A 17,419-nucleotide genomic window follows, 5' to 3' on the forward strand; every position below is an offset into this window, starting at 1 on the left:
TGTTTTTTTATCCAGTATTTTCTTTGAACATTTATCACTCTATGTAATACTTAGCCCACTTGTTTTTACATTGAGCGAGAGCAATGGATCAGATCGAAGTTCGCGGCGCACGCACCCATAACTTAAAAAATGTGAACCTAACCATTCCACGAGATAAACTCATCGTGATTACAGGTTTATCAGGTTCAGGTAAATCATCACTTGCCTTCGACACCCTGTATGCGGAAGGTCAACGTCGCTATGTTGAATCCTTATCGGCCTACGCTCGCCAGTTTTTGTCTTTGATGGAAAAGCCCGATGTCGATCATATTGAGGGCTTATCACCAGCCATTTCCATTGAACAAAAATCAACGTCGCACAACCCTCGCTCAACCGTTGGTACCATTACTGAAGTGTATGACTACCTACGTCTATTGTACGCACGTGTTGGCGAGCCTCGTTGTCCTGAACATCATGTGCCATTGACAGCTCAAACCATCTCACAAATGGTCGACAAAGTTTTGGAGCTTCCGGAAGGATCCAAAATGATTCTCCTTGCGCCAATTGTTAAAGAGCGTAAAGGCGAGCACGTTAAAACATTGGAGAACCTTGCTGCACAAGGCTTTATTCGCGCTCGTATCGATGGTGAAACTTGCGATCTATCCGATCCACCAACCTTAGAATTGCATAAAAAACACACCATTGAAGTCGTAGTCGATCGCTTTAAGGTGCGCGATGATTTACAACAGAGGCTGGCGGAATCCTTTGAGACGACTCTCGAATTGTCCGGTGGCATCGCGGTCGTGGCTCCGATGGATGGAGATGGCTCAGAAGTCGTCTTCTCCGCTAACTTTGCCTGTCCACATTGTGGTTACAGCATGCAAGAGCTAGAGCCTCGACTCTTTTCCTTCAATAATCCAGCAGGCGCCTGCCACACCTGTGACGGCCTTGGCGTCCAGCAATATTTTGATCCCGACAGAGTCATTCTCGATGACTCTTTAAGTCTCGCCGAAGGTGCGATCCGAGGTTGGGATCAGAAAAACTACTATTACTTCCAAATGCTGTCATCTTTGGCAGAACACTATGACTTTGATCTAAAAGCGCCTTTTAAGTCCTTATCGAAGAAAATGCGAGATGTGGTACTCACAGGCTCCGGACGCACAGAGATCGAATTTAAGTACATCAACGATCGCGGCGATATCCGCGTCAAACGTCATCCATTTGAAGGCATACTCAACACCCTTGAGCGACGCTATCGTGATACCGAATCTAATGCTGTACGTGAAGACCTAGCTAAGTACATTTCAACTCGAACTTGCTCTAGCTGCGAAGGCAGTCGCTTACGTTTAGAAGCTCGTAATGTATTCATAGGCGACACAACCTTACCTGAAATTGTTGAGCTCAGTATCGCAGATGCGTTGAGTTTCTTTGCGTCATTGGAGCTAGAAGGCCAGAGAGCGCAAATCGCTGAAAAGGTAATGAAAGAAATCAACGATCGTCTCCAGTTCTTAGTCAACGTCGGTCTCAATTACCTCAACCTTTCCCGTAGCGCTGAAACGCTATCTGGTGGTGAAGCGCAACGTATTCGACTGGCAAGCCAGATTGGCGCAGGTCTTGTCGGTGTAATGTACGTACTCGATGAGCCATCTATCGGACTTCACCAGCGAGACAACGAGAGGCTGCTAAAAACACTGACTCACCTGCGTGACTTGGGCAATACTGTTTTGGTCGTTGAACATGACGAAGATGCGATTCGCATCGCCGATCATGTGATCGATATTGGTCCGGGAGCTGGTGTTCACGGCGGAAGTGTGGTCGCAGAAGGAACAATGGAAGACATTGTCGCTACCCCTGAATCCCTAACAGGCCAGTACCTCAGTGGCGTTAAACAAATTGCGATACCTGAGAAACGCACACCTATCGACAAGAAAAAAGTGGTACAGCTGATTGGGGCAACTGGCAACAACCTTAAAGATGTCAGCTTAACTATACCTGTCGGTTTGTTCACCTGTGTGACAGGGGTTTCAGGCTCAGGTAAATCCACTCTGATCAATGATACTTTTTTCAAGATTGCACACACTCAGCTAAACGGTGCGACGACAGCGACTCCATCTCCTTACCAGAAAATTAAAGGGTTGGAACACTTTGATAAAGTCATCGATATTGACCAGAGCCCAATTGGGCGTACACCACGGTCTAACCCAGCGACTTACACTGGTATCTTTACACCAATTCGAGAGCTGTTTGCTGGAACACAAGAAGCCCGCTCTCGAGGCTATAAACCCGGCCGCTTCAGTTTCAACGTACGTGGTGGCCGCTGTGAAGCCTGTCAGGGTGATGGGGTTATTAAAGTGGAAATGCACTTCCTGCCGGATGTCTACGTCCCATGTGATGTGTGTAAAGGCAAACGCTACAACCGTGAAACACTCGAAGTTCACTACAAAGGCAAGACCATTGATGAAGTGCTTGGAATGACGGTTGAAGATGCACGTGAGTTCTTCGACCCTGTGCCAGTCATAGCCCGTAAGCTGCAAACACTTATGGACGTCGGGCTTTCTTATATTCGTCTTGGTCAAGCGGCGACCACCTTATCCGGTGGTGAAGCGCAACGTGTCAAACTTGCCCGAGAACTATCCAAGCGTGATACTGGTAAAACGCTTTATATTTTAGATGAGCCAACCACAGGCCTACACTTCCATGATATTCAGCAGTTACTCACTGTACTGCATCGACTACGTGATCACGGTAATACAGTGGTGGTCATCGAACATAACCTTGATGTGATTAAAACCTCAGACTGGATTGTCGATTTAGGCCCTGAAGGTGGCCAAGGTGGCGGTGAAATTATTGCTGAAGGAACACCGGAAGAAGTGGCTAAGGTAAAAGGTTCACACACCGCGCGATTCCTCAAGTCTATGTTAAAATAAAGAAAAGTAGTAAATTAAGCAGACCATAATATGGTCTGTTTTCTTTTGAAGGACGCAATAATCAATGGCAACCATCCATTTGGCAGGGACAAGTCTAGAGCCACAAGCACCTAAACTACCGCTCATTAAACCGTTTCTTGTTTCTCTAGCAGTCGTATTTTTGCTCGCAATGCACATTTTTACGCCTAATCCGGGTGGTGCCGGGCTCGCGCTCTCTTTTAATACGACGACTTGGCTAGCAGTCAGTTTCTCTTTGGCGATAGGATTGTATCAGGTCGGTACCCAAGGTGTGGTCAGATACAACAAACTGACAATTGGGCTGTTTCTTTGCTGTGTATTGCTCACAATACCGGTATTTTTCCCTCACTCAGACTTTTCTCTATCCCAAGGTAAGCTACTCGGGTTGTGGGCCGGATACGGGCTGTTTTTTGTTCTTCAACAATTTCGCTTCAGCAATAAGCAGAAACAGCGTTTATTGTGGTTTATCACCATCGCGGCTTTTATGCAGGCACTGTTTGGCTGGTTTCAATATCTAGTCCTACAACCTGACAACTTATTTGGCTACGATACAGTACAGAATCGCCCTTACGGTATTTTTCAGCAGCCAAATGTCATGGCCAGCTTTCTCGCCACAGGATTGGCTCTGTCAGGCTATCTACTCACTCGCCACCCAAAGAAGTACAACCGCCACCTCAGCGAAGTTTCGTTGCTTTATCTGATGCCGGTAGTCACCGTCCCTCTCTTGATCATCATCGCTTCTCGAACGGGCTGGCTCGGTGCATTTCTCGCCGTTGTATTGCTGCTGTCGTATCTGTATCGCTTTGCAACTAAAAAACGTTTTTGGGGCTGGTTAACAGCCATTTTGCTAGGCCTATCGATTGGTAGCAGCATCAACTTGCTAACTGATGGAGAGTCTCTAGCGGCCAAGCGGGCTAACCTTGAGAGTCCGAGACAATACACCTTTCCTCAAACACTCGACATGTTGATTGAGAAACCCTTTACCGGATACGGCTACGGGCGCTTTGAACCAGAATACATTGTCTATACCGCCCGTCAGCATCAGTTGAACCCCAACTATCATCCGGGGCTTGCTTCGATGGATCACCCTCACAATGAGTTGCTTTATTGGGGAGCAGAGGGAGGGTTGCTTCCGGTTGTCGCTATAGTGCTCGCTGCGGTGATGGTTTTAGTAAGGATCTACAATGCTAAAAAAGGCACTCGCCTCGCGATGTTTGCCTTATTTGTGCCAATAGTGCTTCATAGCCAGCTGGAATATCCGTTCTACCACTCTGCGATTCACTGGATAACCTTTGTGGTTCTGCTTTTCTGGATTGATCAACGCGCTCGCTCGTATCGTTTTGCGTCATTCAGCATTGTGACTAAAACACTGTTCCGAGTGATGAGCTTAGTCGTGCCAATCATAACCAGTTTCTATATGCTGACAGCGCTGCACACTAACTACGTACTCACTCAGTTTGAAACATCGAACCCTAAAAATCCTGACTTACTCAATCAAGTCAGCAATCCAATAGTTTGGAAAGACAGGTATGACTGGGATATTTATAGCACTTATCTCAATATTGGCCTTTATCGTCAGGAGGCGAAATTCATCCAGCCATACATTGACTGGTCACTGAAAATTATTAAAGAGAAGCCAAGACCCGCGTTTTACAACAACCTGATCCTGGCTTACCAAGGCCTTGGAGATAGTGAGCGTGCCGAGCAAATTCGCAGTGAAGCGCAATACTTGTTCCCTGAGCGAGATTTCTCACAGGTGCAATACATAGCTCCAGATATCGATGCGCTAAAAGCAGATAATGAAAAAGTAGCCAAGTAAAAAAGGCGACGCTTTATGCGTCGCCTTTCAACTCATTTTTTATGGAAGTTACTGCCTCAGTGACTCTTCTAGTGCTCTCAAACAAAGCGCAACATTTTCTGCACGAGCGCCATAACCCATAATGCCGATACGCCATGCCTTACCCGCTAACGCCCCCAAACCTGCACCAATTTCGAGATTGTAGTTTTCCAATAAATGGTTACGAACCCCTGCGTCATCAACACCTTGAGGAATGTAGACCGCATTAAGCTGAGGCAAACGTGACTCTGCAGCAACAACAAATTCAAAACCCAACTTTTCGAGCCCCAACTTCAGCTTTTCATGCATATCACTATGACGCTGCCAAGCATTCTCTAGCCCTTCATTTTTAAGGATTAATAGAGACTCATGCAGTGCATAAAGGCTGTTTACAGGCGCAGTATGATGGTAGCTACGTTTTCCTTCTCCGCTCCAATAGCCTAATACTAGGCTTTGATCTAAAAACCAGCTCTGAACAGGTGTTTGTCGAGCCTGAATCTTCTCAATGGCCAGAGGTGAAAACGTCACTGGTGATAAACCCGGAACACAAGATAAACATTTCTGACTGCCTGAATACACCGCATCCAGCTGCCATTCATCGACTTTAAGCGGTACACCACCTAAAGAGGTTACTGCATCAACAATCGTTAGCACACCGTGAGCTTTTGCAAGCTTACCTAATGCTTCTGCATCACTACATGCGCCTGTCGATGTTTCTGCGTGAACGAATGACAAGATTTTAGCATCAGGATGGTCTTTCAGCGCTTGATCAACTTTATCGACCGAAACAGGAGTCCCCCATTCATCATCAACAACGACCGCTACACCGCCCGCTCGAACCACATTTTCGCGCATGCGCTCGCCAAACACGCCATTGCGACAGACGATCACCTTCTCACCCGGTTCAATCAGGTTAACAAAACAGGTTTCCATACCTGCACTGCCCGGCGCTGAAACGGCAATAGTGAATTCATTTTTGGTTTGAAAAGCGTATTTGAGTAGCTGTTTTAGTTCATCCATCATTTTGATGAACAAGGGATCAAGATGGCCTACAGTAGGGCGACTCAAAGCCTGCAAAACTTGAGGAGAAATATCCGAAGGACCAGGGCCCATGAGAATACGGTGAGGGGGGATAAAGCTTTGAATCGTCATTGTTCGCTCCTTGAAACGGGTCTACTTTCTACTTATTTGTCTTTACATTAAAACAAATCGACACAGGCAGCAATTGGCCGAAAGTTCTCAGGTCAAACCACTGTCACAAGTTTGTTAATTAGTAAACCGATTAAAGTGACACTTTCCCGTTGACAAAGGTCACATAAAAACGTTCAATGCAGACTGTATGGTGAATTTTTATGCCGCCATATGAATGCATTTTGCAGAAGAGGAGCACTACCCAGGTAGGTGTTTTGTGGAGCCACAACTCCGATACAAATCACTGAGGGGGAGTAGTGCCGAGGTAGATCAACGTTGTGGTTTTGATCTGTCGGTTGACTTGGGTTGACTCCCATCAACTGTCATCAGCTCAGTCTGGTGAAGAGCTTCTGAGGTAAACCTTACACAATAAAACCTCTCTATACGCTCACTCTCTCTTCAAGCAAGGATTACTTATTTACTTTCAGGAAGTTGTGGGAGAAATGCCGTGGGCAATTTTAACGTTGCTAAATTTGGTGGAACCAGTGTCGCTAACTTTGAAGCCATGAGTCGCTGTGCTGCGATCATTGAGCAAAACCCAAACACAAAGTTGGTCGTCAGTAGTGCCTGTTCAGGCGTGACAAACTTATTAGTCGAACTCGCGAATGGAGTTCAAGATCACACAGAGCGCAGTGCGATTCTAACCAAACTCGCCAGTATTCATGATGCGGTACTTAATCAACTAGAAGATGCAACTCAAGCGGCCAGCGAGGTCTATTCCATTCTAGATACCGTCACAAGTTTGGCAGAAGCCGCCTCGATTCAGTCAAGTACCAAACTGACCGATCACCTTGTCGCCTGTGGTGAACTGATGTCTACACATCTGTTGGCCCAGTTAATGAGGGAACGTGGTATCAATGCGGTACGCTTTGATATTCGTGACGTACTACGCACAGATGATAATTTTGGTAAAGCAGAACCTGAACTGACCACTATTCGTCAACAAGCGCAAGCTTCACTTATCCCGTTATGCCAACAACAGGTTGTGGTAACTCAAGGCTTTATCGGTGCCGATGCAGATGGCAATACCACGACACTCGGTCGAGGCGGCAGCGATTACAGTGCCGCACTTATTGCAGAAGCGGTTGAAGCTCAGGGACTCGAGATTTGGACCGATGTACCGGGCATTTATACCACTGACCCACGTATTGCCCCAAAAGCCTCTCCCATCTCAGAGATCAGCTTCAGTGAAGCCTCTGAAATGGCCAATTTTGGCGCCAAGATCCTTCACCCTTCGACGCTAATCCCTGCTCTTCGCCATGATATTCCTGTGTTTGTCGGCTCCTCAAAACAACCTGAAAAAGGCGGAACTTGGATTCGCCATCAAGTCGAGAGCTCGCCTCTCTTTCGTGCTCTGGCTTTACGATGTAACCAGACCATGGTGACGTTGCGCAGCGCGCAGATGTTCCACGCTTACGGCTTTCTGGCCAAGGTGTTTGAAATTCTGGCGAAGCACAAGATCTCTGTAGATTTGATCACCACGTCAGAGATCAGTGTCAGTCTAACGCTTGACCAAACCGACACATCTGGTGGTGCACCTCAGTTACCTGAAGCCGCACGTCTTGAACTGGAAGAACTATGTACAGTGGAAGTAGAACATAACCTGTGTCTGGTCGCGCTGATCGGCAACAATATGAGTGAGAGCAAAGGTTATGCAAAGCAAGTATTTGGCACACTAGAAGAGTTTAACTTGAGAATGATCTGCTACGGCGCAAGCCCTCACAACCTGTGTTTCTTAGTTGATGAGTCAGACGCAAAGCTAGCGATTCAGAAGCTGCACACTGAATTGTTTGAGAGGTAATAATAGAACAGAGAACAAAAAAGGGTTGGCTCTAAAACGCCAACCCTTTCAATTTGTATCAGTGGTAAAACCGAGTGTGTTACTCACCCGCCACTTTCATAGATTCAATCAGAATCGAACCCGTCTGGATTTGTGATCGGGTTTCAACATCATTCCCAACCGCGACAATCTGATTAAACATATCTCTCAGGTTGCTGGCGATTGTCACTTCAGAAACAGGATATTGGATTTGACCATTCTCTACCCAGAAGCCTGCCGCTCCTCTTGAGTAATCACCGGTGACGATATTAACGCCCTGCCCCATCACTTCGGTGACAAGGAAGCCCGTTCCCAGTTCTTTAAGCATCTGCTCAAAGTCTTGCCCCGTCGACTGAACAAACCAGTTATGAATACCACCAGCATGACCAGTTGGCGCCATGTCCATTTTACGCGCGGCATAGCTGGTTAATAGGTATGTCGCGAGCACACCGTCGGTAATGATTTCACGATCTTGTGTTCTAACACCTTCGCTATCAAATGGGCTCGACGCTAAACCGCGTAGCACATGAGGTTTTTCAGAGACATTAAACCAGTCTGGCAGTACCTGTTGGCCTAAATGATCAAGTAAGAATGACGACTTGCGATACAGGTTACCGCCACTGATTGCCATCACTAGATGTCCAAGTAAACCCGTTGCCACATCAGCTGCAAACATCACAGGGTACTTACCTGTCTTGAGCTTTTGCGCATCAAGGCGACTGATGGTTTTCTCTGCCGCTTTCAGGCCGACTGACTCAGGCGTCCAAAGGTCATCTTTATGGCGTGCGACTGTATAACTGTAATCTCGCTCCATGACGCCACTTTCACCCTGACCAATCACACAACAGCTGGTACTGTGGCGGCTAGAGGCATAGCTAGCAAGCAAACCGTGGCTGTTACCATAGACCTTCAAACCATAGTGGCTGTCGTAACTCGCACCATCGCTTTGTTTGATTTTGTCACTGAAGGATAACGCTTGTTGCTCAGCAGCAATCGCAATCTCGGCAGCATGATCTGGGTCTGGCGTGTCAGGGTGAAACAAGTCAAGATCAGGAATTTCTTTTACCATCAGCTCTTTAGGAGCTGGGCCAGCGCATGGATCTTCTGAAGTGTAATTGGCAATATCAAGCGCTGCCATCACCGTCTGTTGAATGGCTTTTTCACTGAGATCGGAGGTAGACGCACTGCCTTTGCGCTGACCACGGTAAACAGTAATCCCCAAAGCGCCATCGCTGTTAAATTCAACGTTTTCCACTTCGCACATGCGTGTTGACACACTCAGGCCAGTGGTTTTGGTGATCGCGACTTCAGCGCCATCGGATTTTTCCGCGGCCATTTCCAGTGCTTTCGCAACGGCGGCCTCAAGCTCAACACGCTGCTGAGCGACTTGCTGTCTTACGTCCATATCTTCTTCATGCTTAAGGTCTGTTGTCCCTAGAATAACAAGAATTTCGCTTTCTCCCCATGATTCTTGTTAAAATAGAGAAATAGATGTTCAAATTAAGGCAGAAAGATGGCCCGTAAGAATCAAAAAGCGCCATGGGAAGAGGAAGAGGAAATCATTTGGGTCAGTAAAACCGAAATGAAACGTGACATGGAAGAGTTACAAAAACTGGGTGAAGAACTCGCCAGTCTTAAACCTTCAGTGTTAGAAAAATTCCCGTTAAGTGAAGACCTTGCAGAAGCAATTAAAGACGCACAACGCTTTAAAAATGAAGCTCGTCGTCGCCAGTTACAATACATTGGTAAGCTGATGCGTTTCGAAGATCCTGAACCACTTCAGGCGGCACTAGACAAAGTACGTAACAAGCACTCTCAAGCGACTGCTGCACTGCACAAGCTGGAACAGTTACGCGATCGTGTCGTTGAAGAAGGCGATGATGCCATTGCTGATGTAATGGAGCTATATCCACAAGCGGATCGCCAGCGTTTACGCCAATTGGCACGTCAGGCGGCAAAAGAGAAAAAAGCGGGTAAACCAGCTAAAGCGTTCCGTGAAATCTTCCAAGTGCTCAAAGAGCTCAACGACGAAGAGATTTAAGCAAGCTGCTTTAGATAAAAATGGGCTGATGCAAACGCATCAGCCCATTTTTTTGCCCTTAGGAGTAGCTATTCACCCGCTTTAACAAACCCGCTGAGCGCAACGTGGCTATGTTGCTGGGTTAAATGTTCAATTGTATCAGCAACCGCCACCTTTCCTTGGTCAACAAAGGCAAAATGCGAAGCTATAGCTTTAGCGTCACTGATATGATGAGTCACCATCACCACGGTAATATTGCGCTCTGCGGCTAACTGCTTGACCAGTCCGAGCATCTCTTCACGCAACACCGGATCAAGCGCAGAGAAAGGTTCATCAAGCAACCAGATTGGATGAGGCTGAACAAAGCAACGAGCCAATGCGACACGCTGACGCTGTCCGCCCGACAATTGCTCAGGTAAACGATCCAAATAGTCCGCAATACCGACCTGCATCGCTGCGTGTTCCACCTGACTGGCTTGCTCAGAGTTGAGATTCAACCCAGGGTGCAGGCCCAATCCTATGTTTTCTCGTACTGAGAGGTGGGCAAACAGGTTATGCTCCTGAAATAGCATCGCAAAAGGACGTTGGTGAGGCTCTTTGCCCACAATCTCTAATTCACCAGCTTTGATGCTACCACTTTCAGGTTCGATAAAGCCCGCGACCAAGGCCAGTAACGTTGATTTACCCGCCCCACTCGGCCCCATCAATGCGACCAGACTTCCCTGCTCAATATGTAAATCAAAATGGAATAGATCCTGATGGTAATAGTAACGAACATCATTGAGGGTCAGCATAAGTCACCTTAGAGTTTGCCTTAAACAGGGTTTCAATCAGTGCAAAACAGCCAACACTGAGCAGTAACAGAGTAACTGACACTACAGCTGCTGCATCCATCTGATAACTGCCCAGCAATTGGAAAAGATACAACGGCAGCGTGCGGAACTCCTGGCTACCAAACAGGGCAATCGCACTTAAATCTCCCACCGCAAACATAAAGCTGATCGCGAAAGCATGAGCCATTGGCTTTTTCAGTGCTCGCCACTCAACAACGCGAAAGCGCTGCCAGCCTTTCATACCTAGACTTGCGCATACGTATTGGTATTGCTGCTCGATATGCAGCATCGGCTGTGACAAGGTTTTGATCACGTAAGGCAAGCCCATCAAAGCATTCACCGCGACCACAATAAAAAACGCCAGACTAAACACATCTGTAAAAGACCGCAGTAGCAAGAATAACCCAGTAGATATCACCAAACCGGGCGTGACAAGAATGATCGTTCCCAGTAACTCAATCTGATCCGCATGACGGTTTTTTGCATTCAAACGCAATCGACGGCTGGTCAGCAATATTGCAATCCCTGCCGAAAGCGCGATACCGCTCGCCAATGTTGCCACTTTAAGTGACGACCATAACGCCAGCCAAAATCGTTGATCCGTAAACACTGATAGGGCTTCTGAGTTGATGCCACTGAGCACCACCATCAGTAAAGGTGGCAGCACTAATAGTATACTCAGGCCAATCCAACTCCAATCCCAGATACGTGACCAGATCGAATCCTTTGCCATATAAAGGTTGTGACCTTGTGTACCAGAACTCACCGCCACAGGCTTGGTCAAACGCTGCACTGCCAACGCCATAATGCCACACAGTAGCATCTGCCATATCGCCAGTAATGCCCCTGCCTGCAAGTCAAAATCGAATTTGATCGCTTGATAAATCGCCAGTTCTATCGTGGTCGATTTCGGCCCACCACCGAGCGCCATTACCGTCGCGAAACTAGTAAAACACAGCATAAACACCAAGCCACACACGTGCGGCAACTGCTGACGCAAGCGAGGCCATTCGACCCACTTAAATTTATGCCAATGGTCCATACCTAGATGAGCACACAGTTTATGCTGTTCAGCCGGAATAGACTCCAATGATTGCAATAGCAAGCGCGTCGCATAAGGCAGGTTAAAAAACACATGCGCAAGTAAAATACCGTTCAGACCGTAAATCGAAAATGGCAGTTTAGAATCAAACCATACAAAAGCTGACGATATCAGACCGCTATTGCCATAAATCGCCAGTAAGCCAAACACCCCAACCAGCACAGGCAGTACTAATGTGGTAGCAAACAGCTTAAGCAGCAAAGATTTACCAGGAAAGGTACGCCGAGATAGTGCGTGCGCGACTGGGATGGCTAAGCCAACACTGAGCAGAGTCGACAGGAACGACTGGTAAAAGCTGAACTTGGTGACATGCCGATAATAAGGGTCTGACCAAACCTGAGCGATATTCAGAGATGGGGCGGCAACTAATAAAGCACCGAGAGCAGAAACAACAAAGGCCGCGATAGCAATCGCGACCCAGAGTCCCAATTTTGGAATACTACGCAAAGCGTCTCCTTAGAAGGTTAAGGCGCTTTGCCACTCACGTATCCAGGATTTTCGGTTTTGCGCCACTTCTGCTGCGCTAAAGCTCAAGGCTTTTTCAGGTACCGTCAGTGTCTCAAAGCCTTCAGGCAGTGCGACTTCAGTTACTGGGTACATCCAGTTACCTGTTGGCATCAAAGACTGGAAGTCGTCGCTAAGGATAAACGTCATAAATTCATCGGCTAACTTTTCATTTTTCGATGCTTTTACTTTAGCCGCAACCTCAACTTGAGTGTAATGGCCTTCTGTAAAATCAGCGGCAGCGTATTTGCTGTCGCTTTCCGCGATCAGGTGATAAGCCGGTGAAGTCGTGTAAGACAACACCATGTCTGACTCACCTTCAAGGAACATAGAGTAAGCCTCAGACCAACCTTTGGTCACAGTGACGGTTTTCTTAGCCAGTTGTTGCCATGCCGGGGTAACGTCATCGCCATAGACAGATTTCATCCACAGCATCAGGCCTTGGCCCGGCGTTGACGTACGGGGATCCTGATAAATCACTTTCAGATCATCGCGAGATTCCACCAGCTCTTTAAGGCTCTTTGGTGGATTGGTGAGCTTTTCTTTGTTGTAGACAAACGCAAAGTAACCGAAGTCATACGGCACAAAAGTACTGTCTTCCCAACCGTTAGGCAGATTGACCGATTTGGTATCAACCTTGTGCTCGGCTAATAGGCCAGTTTTCTGCGCTTCTGCCATCAGGTTATTGTCCAAACCTAACACAATATCAGCTTTGCTGTTGTCCCCTTCGAGGCGCAGGCGGTTAAGAATAGAAACGCCATCATCAAGAGCGACAAAGTTCACATCACAGCCACATTGTGCTTCAAACGCTTTTTCCACTTTCGGGCCCGGGCCCCAGTCCGCAGCAAAAGAATCGTAGGTATAAACGGTAAGGGTGTTATCTGCTGCCAATGCAGAAAAAGATGTCAGTGTGGCAACGGCGATGGTGCTTAAAGTGGTTTTCACTGCTCGCTCTCTCCTTGGTTGAGCGGCACAGGCTTGAGGAAACATTGGCAGGGCAAATGTTCAGACTCAATTCCTACGCCAGCATTATCTGGTTCAGGTACACGGGTCCTGGGCTTTGCCCAATCTCAGCTTCATCTGTGCGATGAATAGCTCCCCGATGAGTGTCGGCTGAATTGTAATCGTAATGTTATCAATTAGCCAGAATTAAGCACGCTGGTCATATCCCCAACGTGGGACAAGCCCCTGTTCAACATCAAGATGATCGAGAATTCTCGCCACCATAAAGTCGACCAGATCGTCAATAGACTTAGGCTGATGATAGAAGCCCGGTGCCGCAGGCATAATGGTGACGCCCATCTGCGACAACTTATGCATATTCTCTAGATGCAACGTAGAGAATGGTGTTTCACGCACAACCAGCAACAACTGCCCGCGCTCTTTCATCACCACATCAGCCGCGCGCTCGATGAGATTGTCGGACATACCATGTGCGATGGCAGCGACACTGCCTGCAGAGCAAGGACACACAACCATCTGTTTTGGCGCCGCAGACCCAGAAGCCACAGGAGAGAACCAGTCGTCTTTACCGTAGACTATCAGCTTTTCGGCATCACAGTTTAAGTGGGCGACCAACGTTTTTTGAGCAGACTCTGGGTTCGCCGGCAATTTCATATCATGCTCAGTTGCTAACACAACTCGAGCTGCTGACGATATCAGCAAATGTACCTGATAGCCGGCGGCTAGCAGACACTCAAGCAATCTAAGCCCGTACGGTGCGCCAGAAGCCCCCGTAAAAGCGAGTGTAATTGCTTTGTTTTTCTCATTGTTCATACTACTACATTAATCTATTCGGCGAGTTTAGCCAGCAGCTTGTCGTGGATGCCTTCAAACCCACCATTGCTCATCACCAGAATTTGATCGCCCGGTTGAGCCTGTTCTGTCACCATCTGGACTAACGCATCAACACTGTCTGACGCATAAGCCGACTGCTGACATTGCTGGGCAATGTCCTCGACAGACCATTCGATATTATCTGGTTGATAAAGGAAGACGACGTCGGCCTGAGCAAGGGACGCCGCCAATGTTTCTTTGTGCACGCCACGTTTCATCGTCGCACTACGAGGTTCAAGTACAGCTAAGATACGTTGTTTGCCAACCTTATTACGCAATCCACCCACAGTAAGTTCAATCGCCGTAGGGTGATGAGCGAAGTCATCGTAAACCGTAATCTGATTCACTTCACCTTTTAGCTCAAGTCGACGTTTGGTATTGATGAATTTCGCCAGCGACTGACAGGCTAAATCCGGAGTAACACCCACGTGACGAGCCGCTGCGATGGCCATCAAGGCGTTATCGACGTTATGATCGCCCACCAGATCCCACTTCACAGTCCCAACGGCTTCCCCTTGGAAGAAAACTGTGAATATTGAACCATCGGCGACTTGTTTCTCCGCTCGCCAGTCACCTTGTTCGCCGCTGAACTCCGTTTCGCTCCAGCAACCACGCTGTAATACATCGGCAATTGCTGAATCGCCTTGCGGAGCAAGGATTCTACCATTACCCGGCACGGTTCTGACTAAGTGATGGAATTGGCGCTTGATCGCTTCCAGATCATCGAAGATATCCGCATGATCAAACTCCAAATTGTTCATAACTAACGTGCGAGGATGGTAATGCACGAACTTAGAACGCTTATCGAAAAAAGCACTGTCGTATTCATCAGCTTCAACGACAAAAAACATACTTTCGCCCAAACGCGCTGAAACCCCAAAGTTGCCCAGCACCCCACCAACAAGGAAGCCAGGTTGGTAGCCACAGTCTTCCAAAATCCACGCCAGCATGCTGGAAGTAGTGGTTTTACCATGGGTTCCTGAGACAGCCAGCACCCAGCGGTCATGGAGAAGAAACTCCTGCAGCCACTGTGGGCCTGAGGTGTATCTCAGGTTACTGTTGAGTACGTGCTCGACACATGGGTTGCCTCGACTCATCGCATTTCCGATCACAACCAGATCAGGTGCTGGGTTAAGCTGAGAAGGGTCAAAGCCTTCAATGATTTCAATACCTTGAGACTCCAACAATGTGCTCATTGGTGGATAAACGTTGGCGTCACTGCCCGTCACTTTATGACCTAATTGACGAGCTAAAATTGCCGCACCTCCCATAAATGTGCCACAAATTCCCAAGATATGAATATGCATAAACGACCTTCTCCAAGGCGAAAACTGAGCTGACATTATGGCGATTATACGCAGAAAAGCGAACTACTTTACTCACTGTTTTTACGTCACACGAACGCAAATGATTGCGTGTTATACGCGTTATTCAATTCGTATGGCTTCAAACAAGCAGATGAAAAGCGTTATCAAGTCGACAAATAAAACGAGATCTCAGTCAGTTAGTTCATTACCAATAAAAAGATCTAACTCTTAGACTAGGCTTAGGCGAAATCTAAGATCCGTCAGAGATCACCAACGCCAATCCCCCTATATTGAAGCGACTTAAAGGAAAAATCATGTCTGGAATGCGCACCCTTGGCGAGTTCATTGTTGAGAAACAAGCGGACTTCCCCCACGCTAGCGGTGATCTATCATCCCTACTTTCTTCTATCCGACTTGCTGCAAAAATCGTTAACCGCGAAATCAACGCAGCTGGTCTTGGTGACATTACCGGTGCAGTCGGTACTGAGAACGTACAGGGTGAAGACCAGCAGAAGCTGGATGTTTACGCGAATGAAAAGTTTAAAGCAGCGCTAGAAGCCCGTGATCAAGTTTGTGGTGTTGCCAGTGAAGAAGAAGACGAAGCCGTTGCGTTCAATAAAGAGCTGAACAAAAACGCGAAATACGTGGTCCTGATGGATCCGCTAGATGGGTCTTCAAACATCGATGTCAACGTGTCAGTCGGTACCATCTTCTCGATTTACCGTCGTGTGTCACCTATTGGCACCCCACCGACAGAAGAAGATTTCCTTCAGCCAGGCCACAAGCAGGTCGCTGCCGGTTACGTAATCTACGGCTCTTCAACGATGTTGGTGTACACAACTGGTAAAGGCGTCAATGGCTTTACCTACGATCCATCTCTGGGCACATTCTGCCTGTCTCATGAAAACATGATGATTCCTGAAGACGGTACCATCTACTCGATCAACGAAGGTAACTACATTCGCTTCCCGATGGGTGTGAAGAAGTACATCAAATACTGTCAGGAAAACGAGCCAAGTGAGCATCGCCCATATACATCGCGCTATATCGGTTCACTGGTTGCCGATTTCCACCGCAACCTGCTTAAGGGTGGTATCTACCTCTACCCAAGTACGCAAAGCCATCCAAACGGTAAGCTGCGTTTGCTATACGAATGCAATCCAATGGCTTATATCATTGAGCAAGCTGGCGGTGTAGCGTCTGATGGTAAAACTCGTATCATGGACCTCAAACCAACCGAACTGCACCAACGTGTGCCTTTCTTTGTTGGCTCAAAAAACATGGTCAAAAAAGTGGAAGAGTTCTTAGAACGCCATCCAGAAGATTAAATATAAAGGCGCTTTCGAGCGCCTTTTTCACATTTTCTTGAGCAAAATCTCGCCTTAGTTGGTTTACATAAAACCGAGTTTAGCAGTAAGGTATTCCGGTCTTATATTCAGCCCGTGTGCCTCATTGAGGTACAAACTAAAAAAGGAACTTTCTTAATGAGTTTAAACAACGTACCAGCAGGTAAGTCTCTTCCTGATGACCTCTATGTAGTGATTGAAATCCCAGCTAACGCTGATCCAATCAAATATGAAGTAGACAAAGATTCAGGTGCTGTGTTCGTCGACCGCTTTATGTCTGCACCTATGTTCTACCCATGTAACTATGGTTACGTAAACCACACTCTGTCTCTAGACGGTGATCCGGTAGACGTTTTGGTTCCAACACCACACCCTCTGATGCCTGGTTCAGTAATCCGCTGCCGTCCAGTCGGTGTTCTAAAAATGACGGATGAGTCTGGTGAAGATGCGAAAGTAGTGGCGGTACCACACACTAAGCTGTCAAAAGAATACGATCACATCAAAGACGTAAACGACCTGCCTGAGCTGCTAAAAGCACAGATCACGCACTTCTTTGAGCGTTACAAAGAGCTTGAGTCTGGCAAGTGGGTAAAAGTCGACGGTTGGGAAGACGTAGAGTCAGCTCGCAAAGAGATTCTAGAGTCTTACGAACGCGCACAGAAATAATAAAAAGAGCCAGCAATGCTGGCTCTTTTTCCAT

Annotated in this window: 13 protein-coding genes and 2 riboswitches; of the genes, 6 read left to right on the top strand and 7 right to left on the bottom strand. The window is 47.4% G+C overall.

Going from position 1 to position 17,419, the window contains the following annotated elements:
• Nucleotides 1-83: 83 nt before the first annotated feature.
• Nucleotides 84-2,906: an excinuclease ABC subunit UvrA gene (uvrA, locus tag FIU99_RS14695; protein WP_006958302.1), complete on the top strand. Its 2,823-nt coding sequence runs from the start codon at nucleotides 84-86 to the stop codon at nucleotides 2,904-2,906.
• A gap of 64 nt (nucleotides 2,907-2,970) precedes the next feature.
• A complete protein-coding gene (locus FIU99_RS14700; protein WP_006958304.1) occupies nucleotides 2,971-4,743 on the top strand; it encodes a PglL family O-oligosaccharyltransferase in 1,773 nt (590 codons plus the stop codon).
• Between the two features lie 48 nt (nucleotides 4,744-4,791).
• Here the strand turns inward: FIU99_RS14700 and FIU99_RS14705 are convergent, their stop codons facing one another.
• Complete coding sequence (locus FIU99_RS14705; RefSeq protein WP_006958306.1) at nucleotides 4,792-5,913, bottom strand: alanine--glyoxylate aminotransferase family protein; 1,122 nt, start codon at nucleotides 5,911-5,913, stop codon at nucleotides 4,792-4,794.
• A 219-nt stretch (nucleotides 5,914-6,132) separates the two neighbouring features.
• Nucleotides 6,133-6,310, top strand: a riboswitch (Lysine riboswitch).
• A gap of 90 nt (nucleotides 6,311-6,400) precedes the next feature.
• Here FIU99_RS14705 and lysC point away from each other — a divergent pair.
• Nucleotides 6,401-7,753, top strand: a complete 1,353-nt coding sequence (gene lysC / locus FIU99_RS14710; protein WP_006958308.1) for a lysine-sensitive aspartokinase 3 — start codon at nucleotides 6,401-6,403, stop codon at nucleotides 7,751-7,753.
• Nucleotides 7,754-7,832: 79 nt separating this feature from the next.
• On the opposite strand, the gene pmbA is transcribed toward lysC, so the two are convergent.
• A complete protein-coding gene (gene pmbA / locus FIU99_RS14715) occupies nucleotides 7,833-9,176 on the bottom strand; it encodes a metalloprotease PmbA (RefSeq protein WP_006958310.1) in 1,344 nt (447 codons plus the stop codon).
• A 108-nt stretch (nucleotides 9,177-9,284) separates the two neighbouring features.
• Here pmbA and yjgA point away from each other — a divergent pair, with 108 nt between their 5' ends.
• Entirely contained in the window at nucleotides 9,285-9,812 is a 528-nt protein-coding gene (gene yjgA, locus FIU99_RS14720) for a ribosome biogenesis factor YjgA (protein ID WP_006958311.1), read from the top strand.
• A 68-nt stretch (nucleotides 9,813-9,880) separates the two neighbouring features.
• Here yjgA and thiQ read toward each other — a convergent pair whose 3' ends face one another.
• From thiQ to mpl, 5 genes are all read right to left on the bottom strand, one after another.
• Complete coding sequence (gene thiQ / locus FIU99_RS14725; RefSeq protein WP_006958312.1) at nucleotides 9,881-10,585, bottom strand: thiamine ABC transporter ATP-binding protein; 705 nt, start codon at nucleotides 10,583-10,585, stop codon at nucleotides 9,881-9,883.
• Nucleotides 10,569-12,173 carry a thiamine/thiamine pyrophosphate ABC transporter permease ThiP gene (gene thiP / locus FIU99_RS14730; RefSeq protein ID WP_006958313.1) on the bottom strand — a complete coding sequence of 535 codons (1,605 nt, stop codon included), beginning with the start codon at nucleotides 12,171-12,173 and terminating at the stop codon, nucleotides 10,569-10,571. The genes thiQ and thiP overlap by 17 nt, the downstream gene beginning before the upstream one ends.
• Nucleotides 12,174-12,182: 9 nt before the next feature.
• Complete coding sequence (gene thiB, locus FIU99_RS14735) at nucleotides 12,183-13,175, bottom strand: thiamine ABC transporter substrate binding subunit (protein ID WP_006958314.1); 993 nt, start codon at nucleotides 13,173-13,175, stop codon at nucleotides 12,183-12,185.
• A 53-nt stretch (nucleotides 13,176-13,228) separates the two neighbouring features.
• Nucleotides 13,229-13,342: riboswitch (TPP riboswitch) on the bottom strand.
• A gap of 37 nt (nucleotides 13,343-13,379) precedes the next feature.
• A complete protein-coding gene (locus FIU99_RS14740) occupies nucleotides 13,380-14,006 on the bottom strand; it encodes a flavin prenyltransferase UbiX (RefSeq protein WP_006958315.1) in 627 nt (208 codons plus the stop codon).
• 14 nt (nucleotides 14,007-14,020) lie between these two features.
• Complete coding sequence (mpl, locus tag FIU99_RS14745) at nucleotides 14,021-15,373, bottom strand: UDP-N-acetylmuramate:L-alanyl-gamma-D-glutamyl-meso-diaminopimelate ligase (RefSeq protein ID WP_152472333.1); 1,353 nt, start codon at nucleotides 15,371-15,373, stop codon at nucleotides 14,021-14,023.
• Nucleotides 15,374-15,687: 314 nt separating this feature from the next.
• Here mpl and fbp point away from each other — a divergent pair, with 314 nt between their 5' ends.
• The gene (gene fbp, locus FIU99_RS14750) at nucleotides 15,688-16,701 is read left to right on the top strand and encodes a class 1 fructose-bisphosphatase (RefSeq protein WP_006958317.1); all 1,014 of its coding nucleotides are present in this window, start codon (nucleotides 15,688-15,690) and stop codon (nucleotides 16,699-16,701) included.
• A 156-nt stretch (nucleotides 16,702-16,857) separates the two neighbouring features.
• Nucleotides 16,858-17,385 carry an inorganic diphosphatase gene (gene ppa / locus FIU99_RS14755; protein ID WP_006958318.1) on the top strand — a complete coding sequence of 176 codons (528 nt, stop codon included), beginning with the start codon at nucleotides 16,858-16,860 and terminating at the stop codon, nucleotides 17,383-17,385.
• Nucleotides 17,386-17,419: the final 34 nt, after the last annotated feature.

Source organism: Vibrio sp. THAF64 (genome assembly GCF_009363455.1).
Classification (GTDB): domain Bacteria; phylum Pseudomonadota; class Gammaproteobacteria; order Enterobacterales; family Vibrionaceae; genus Vibrio; species Vibrio coralliilyticus.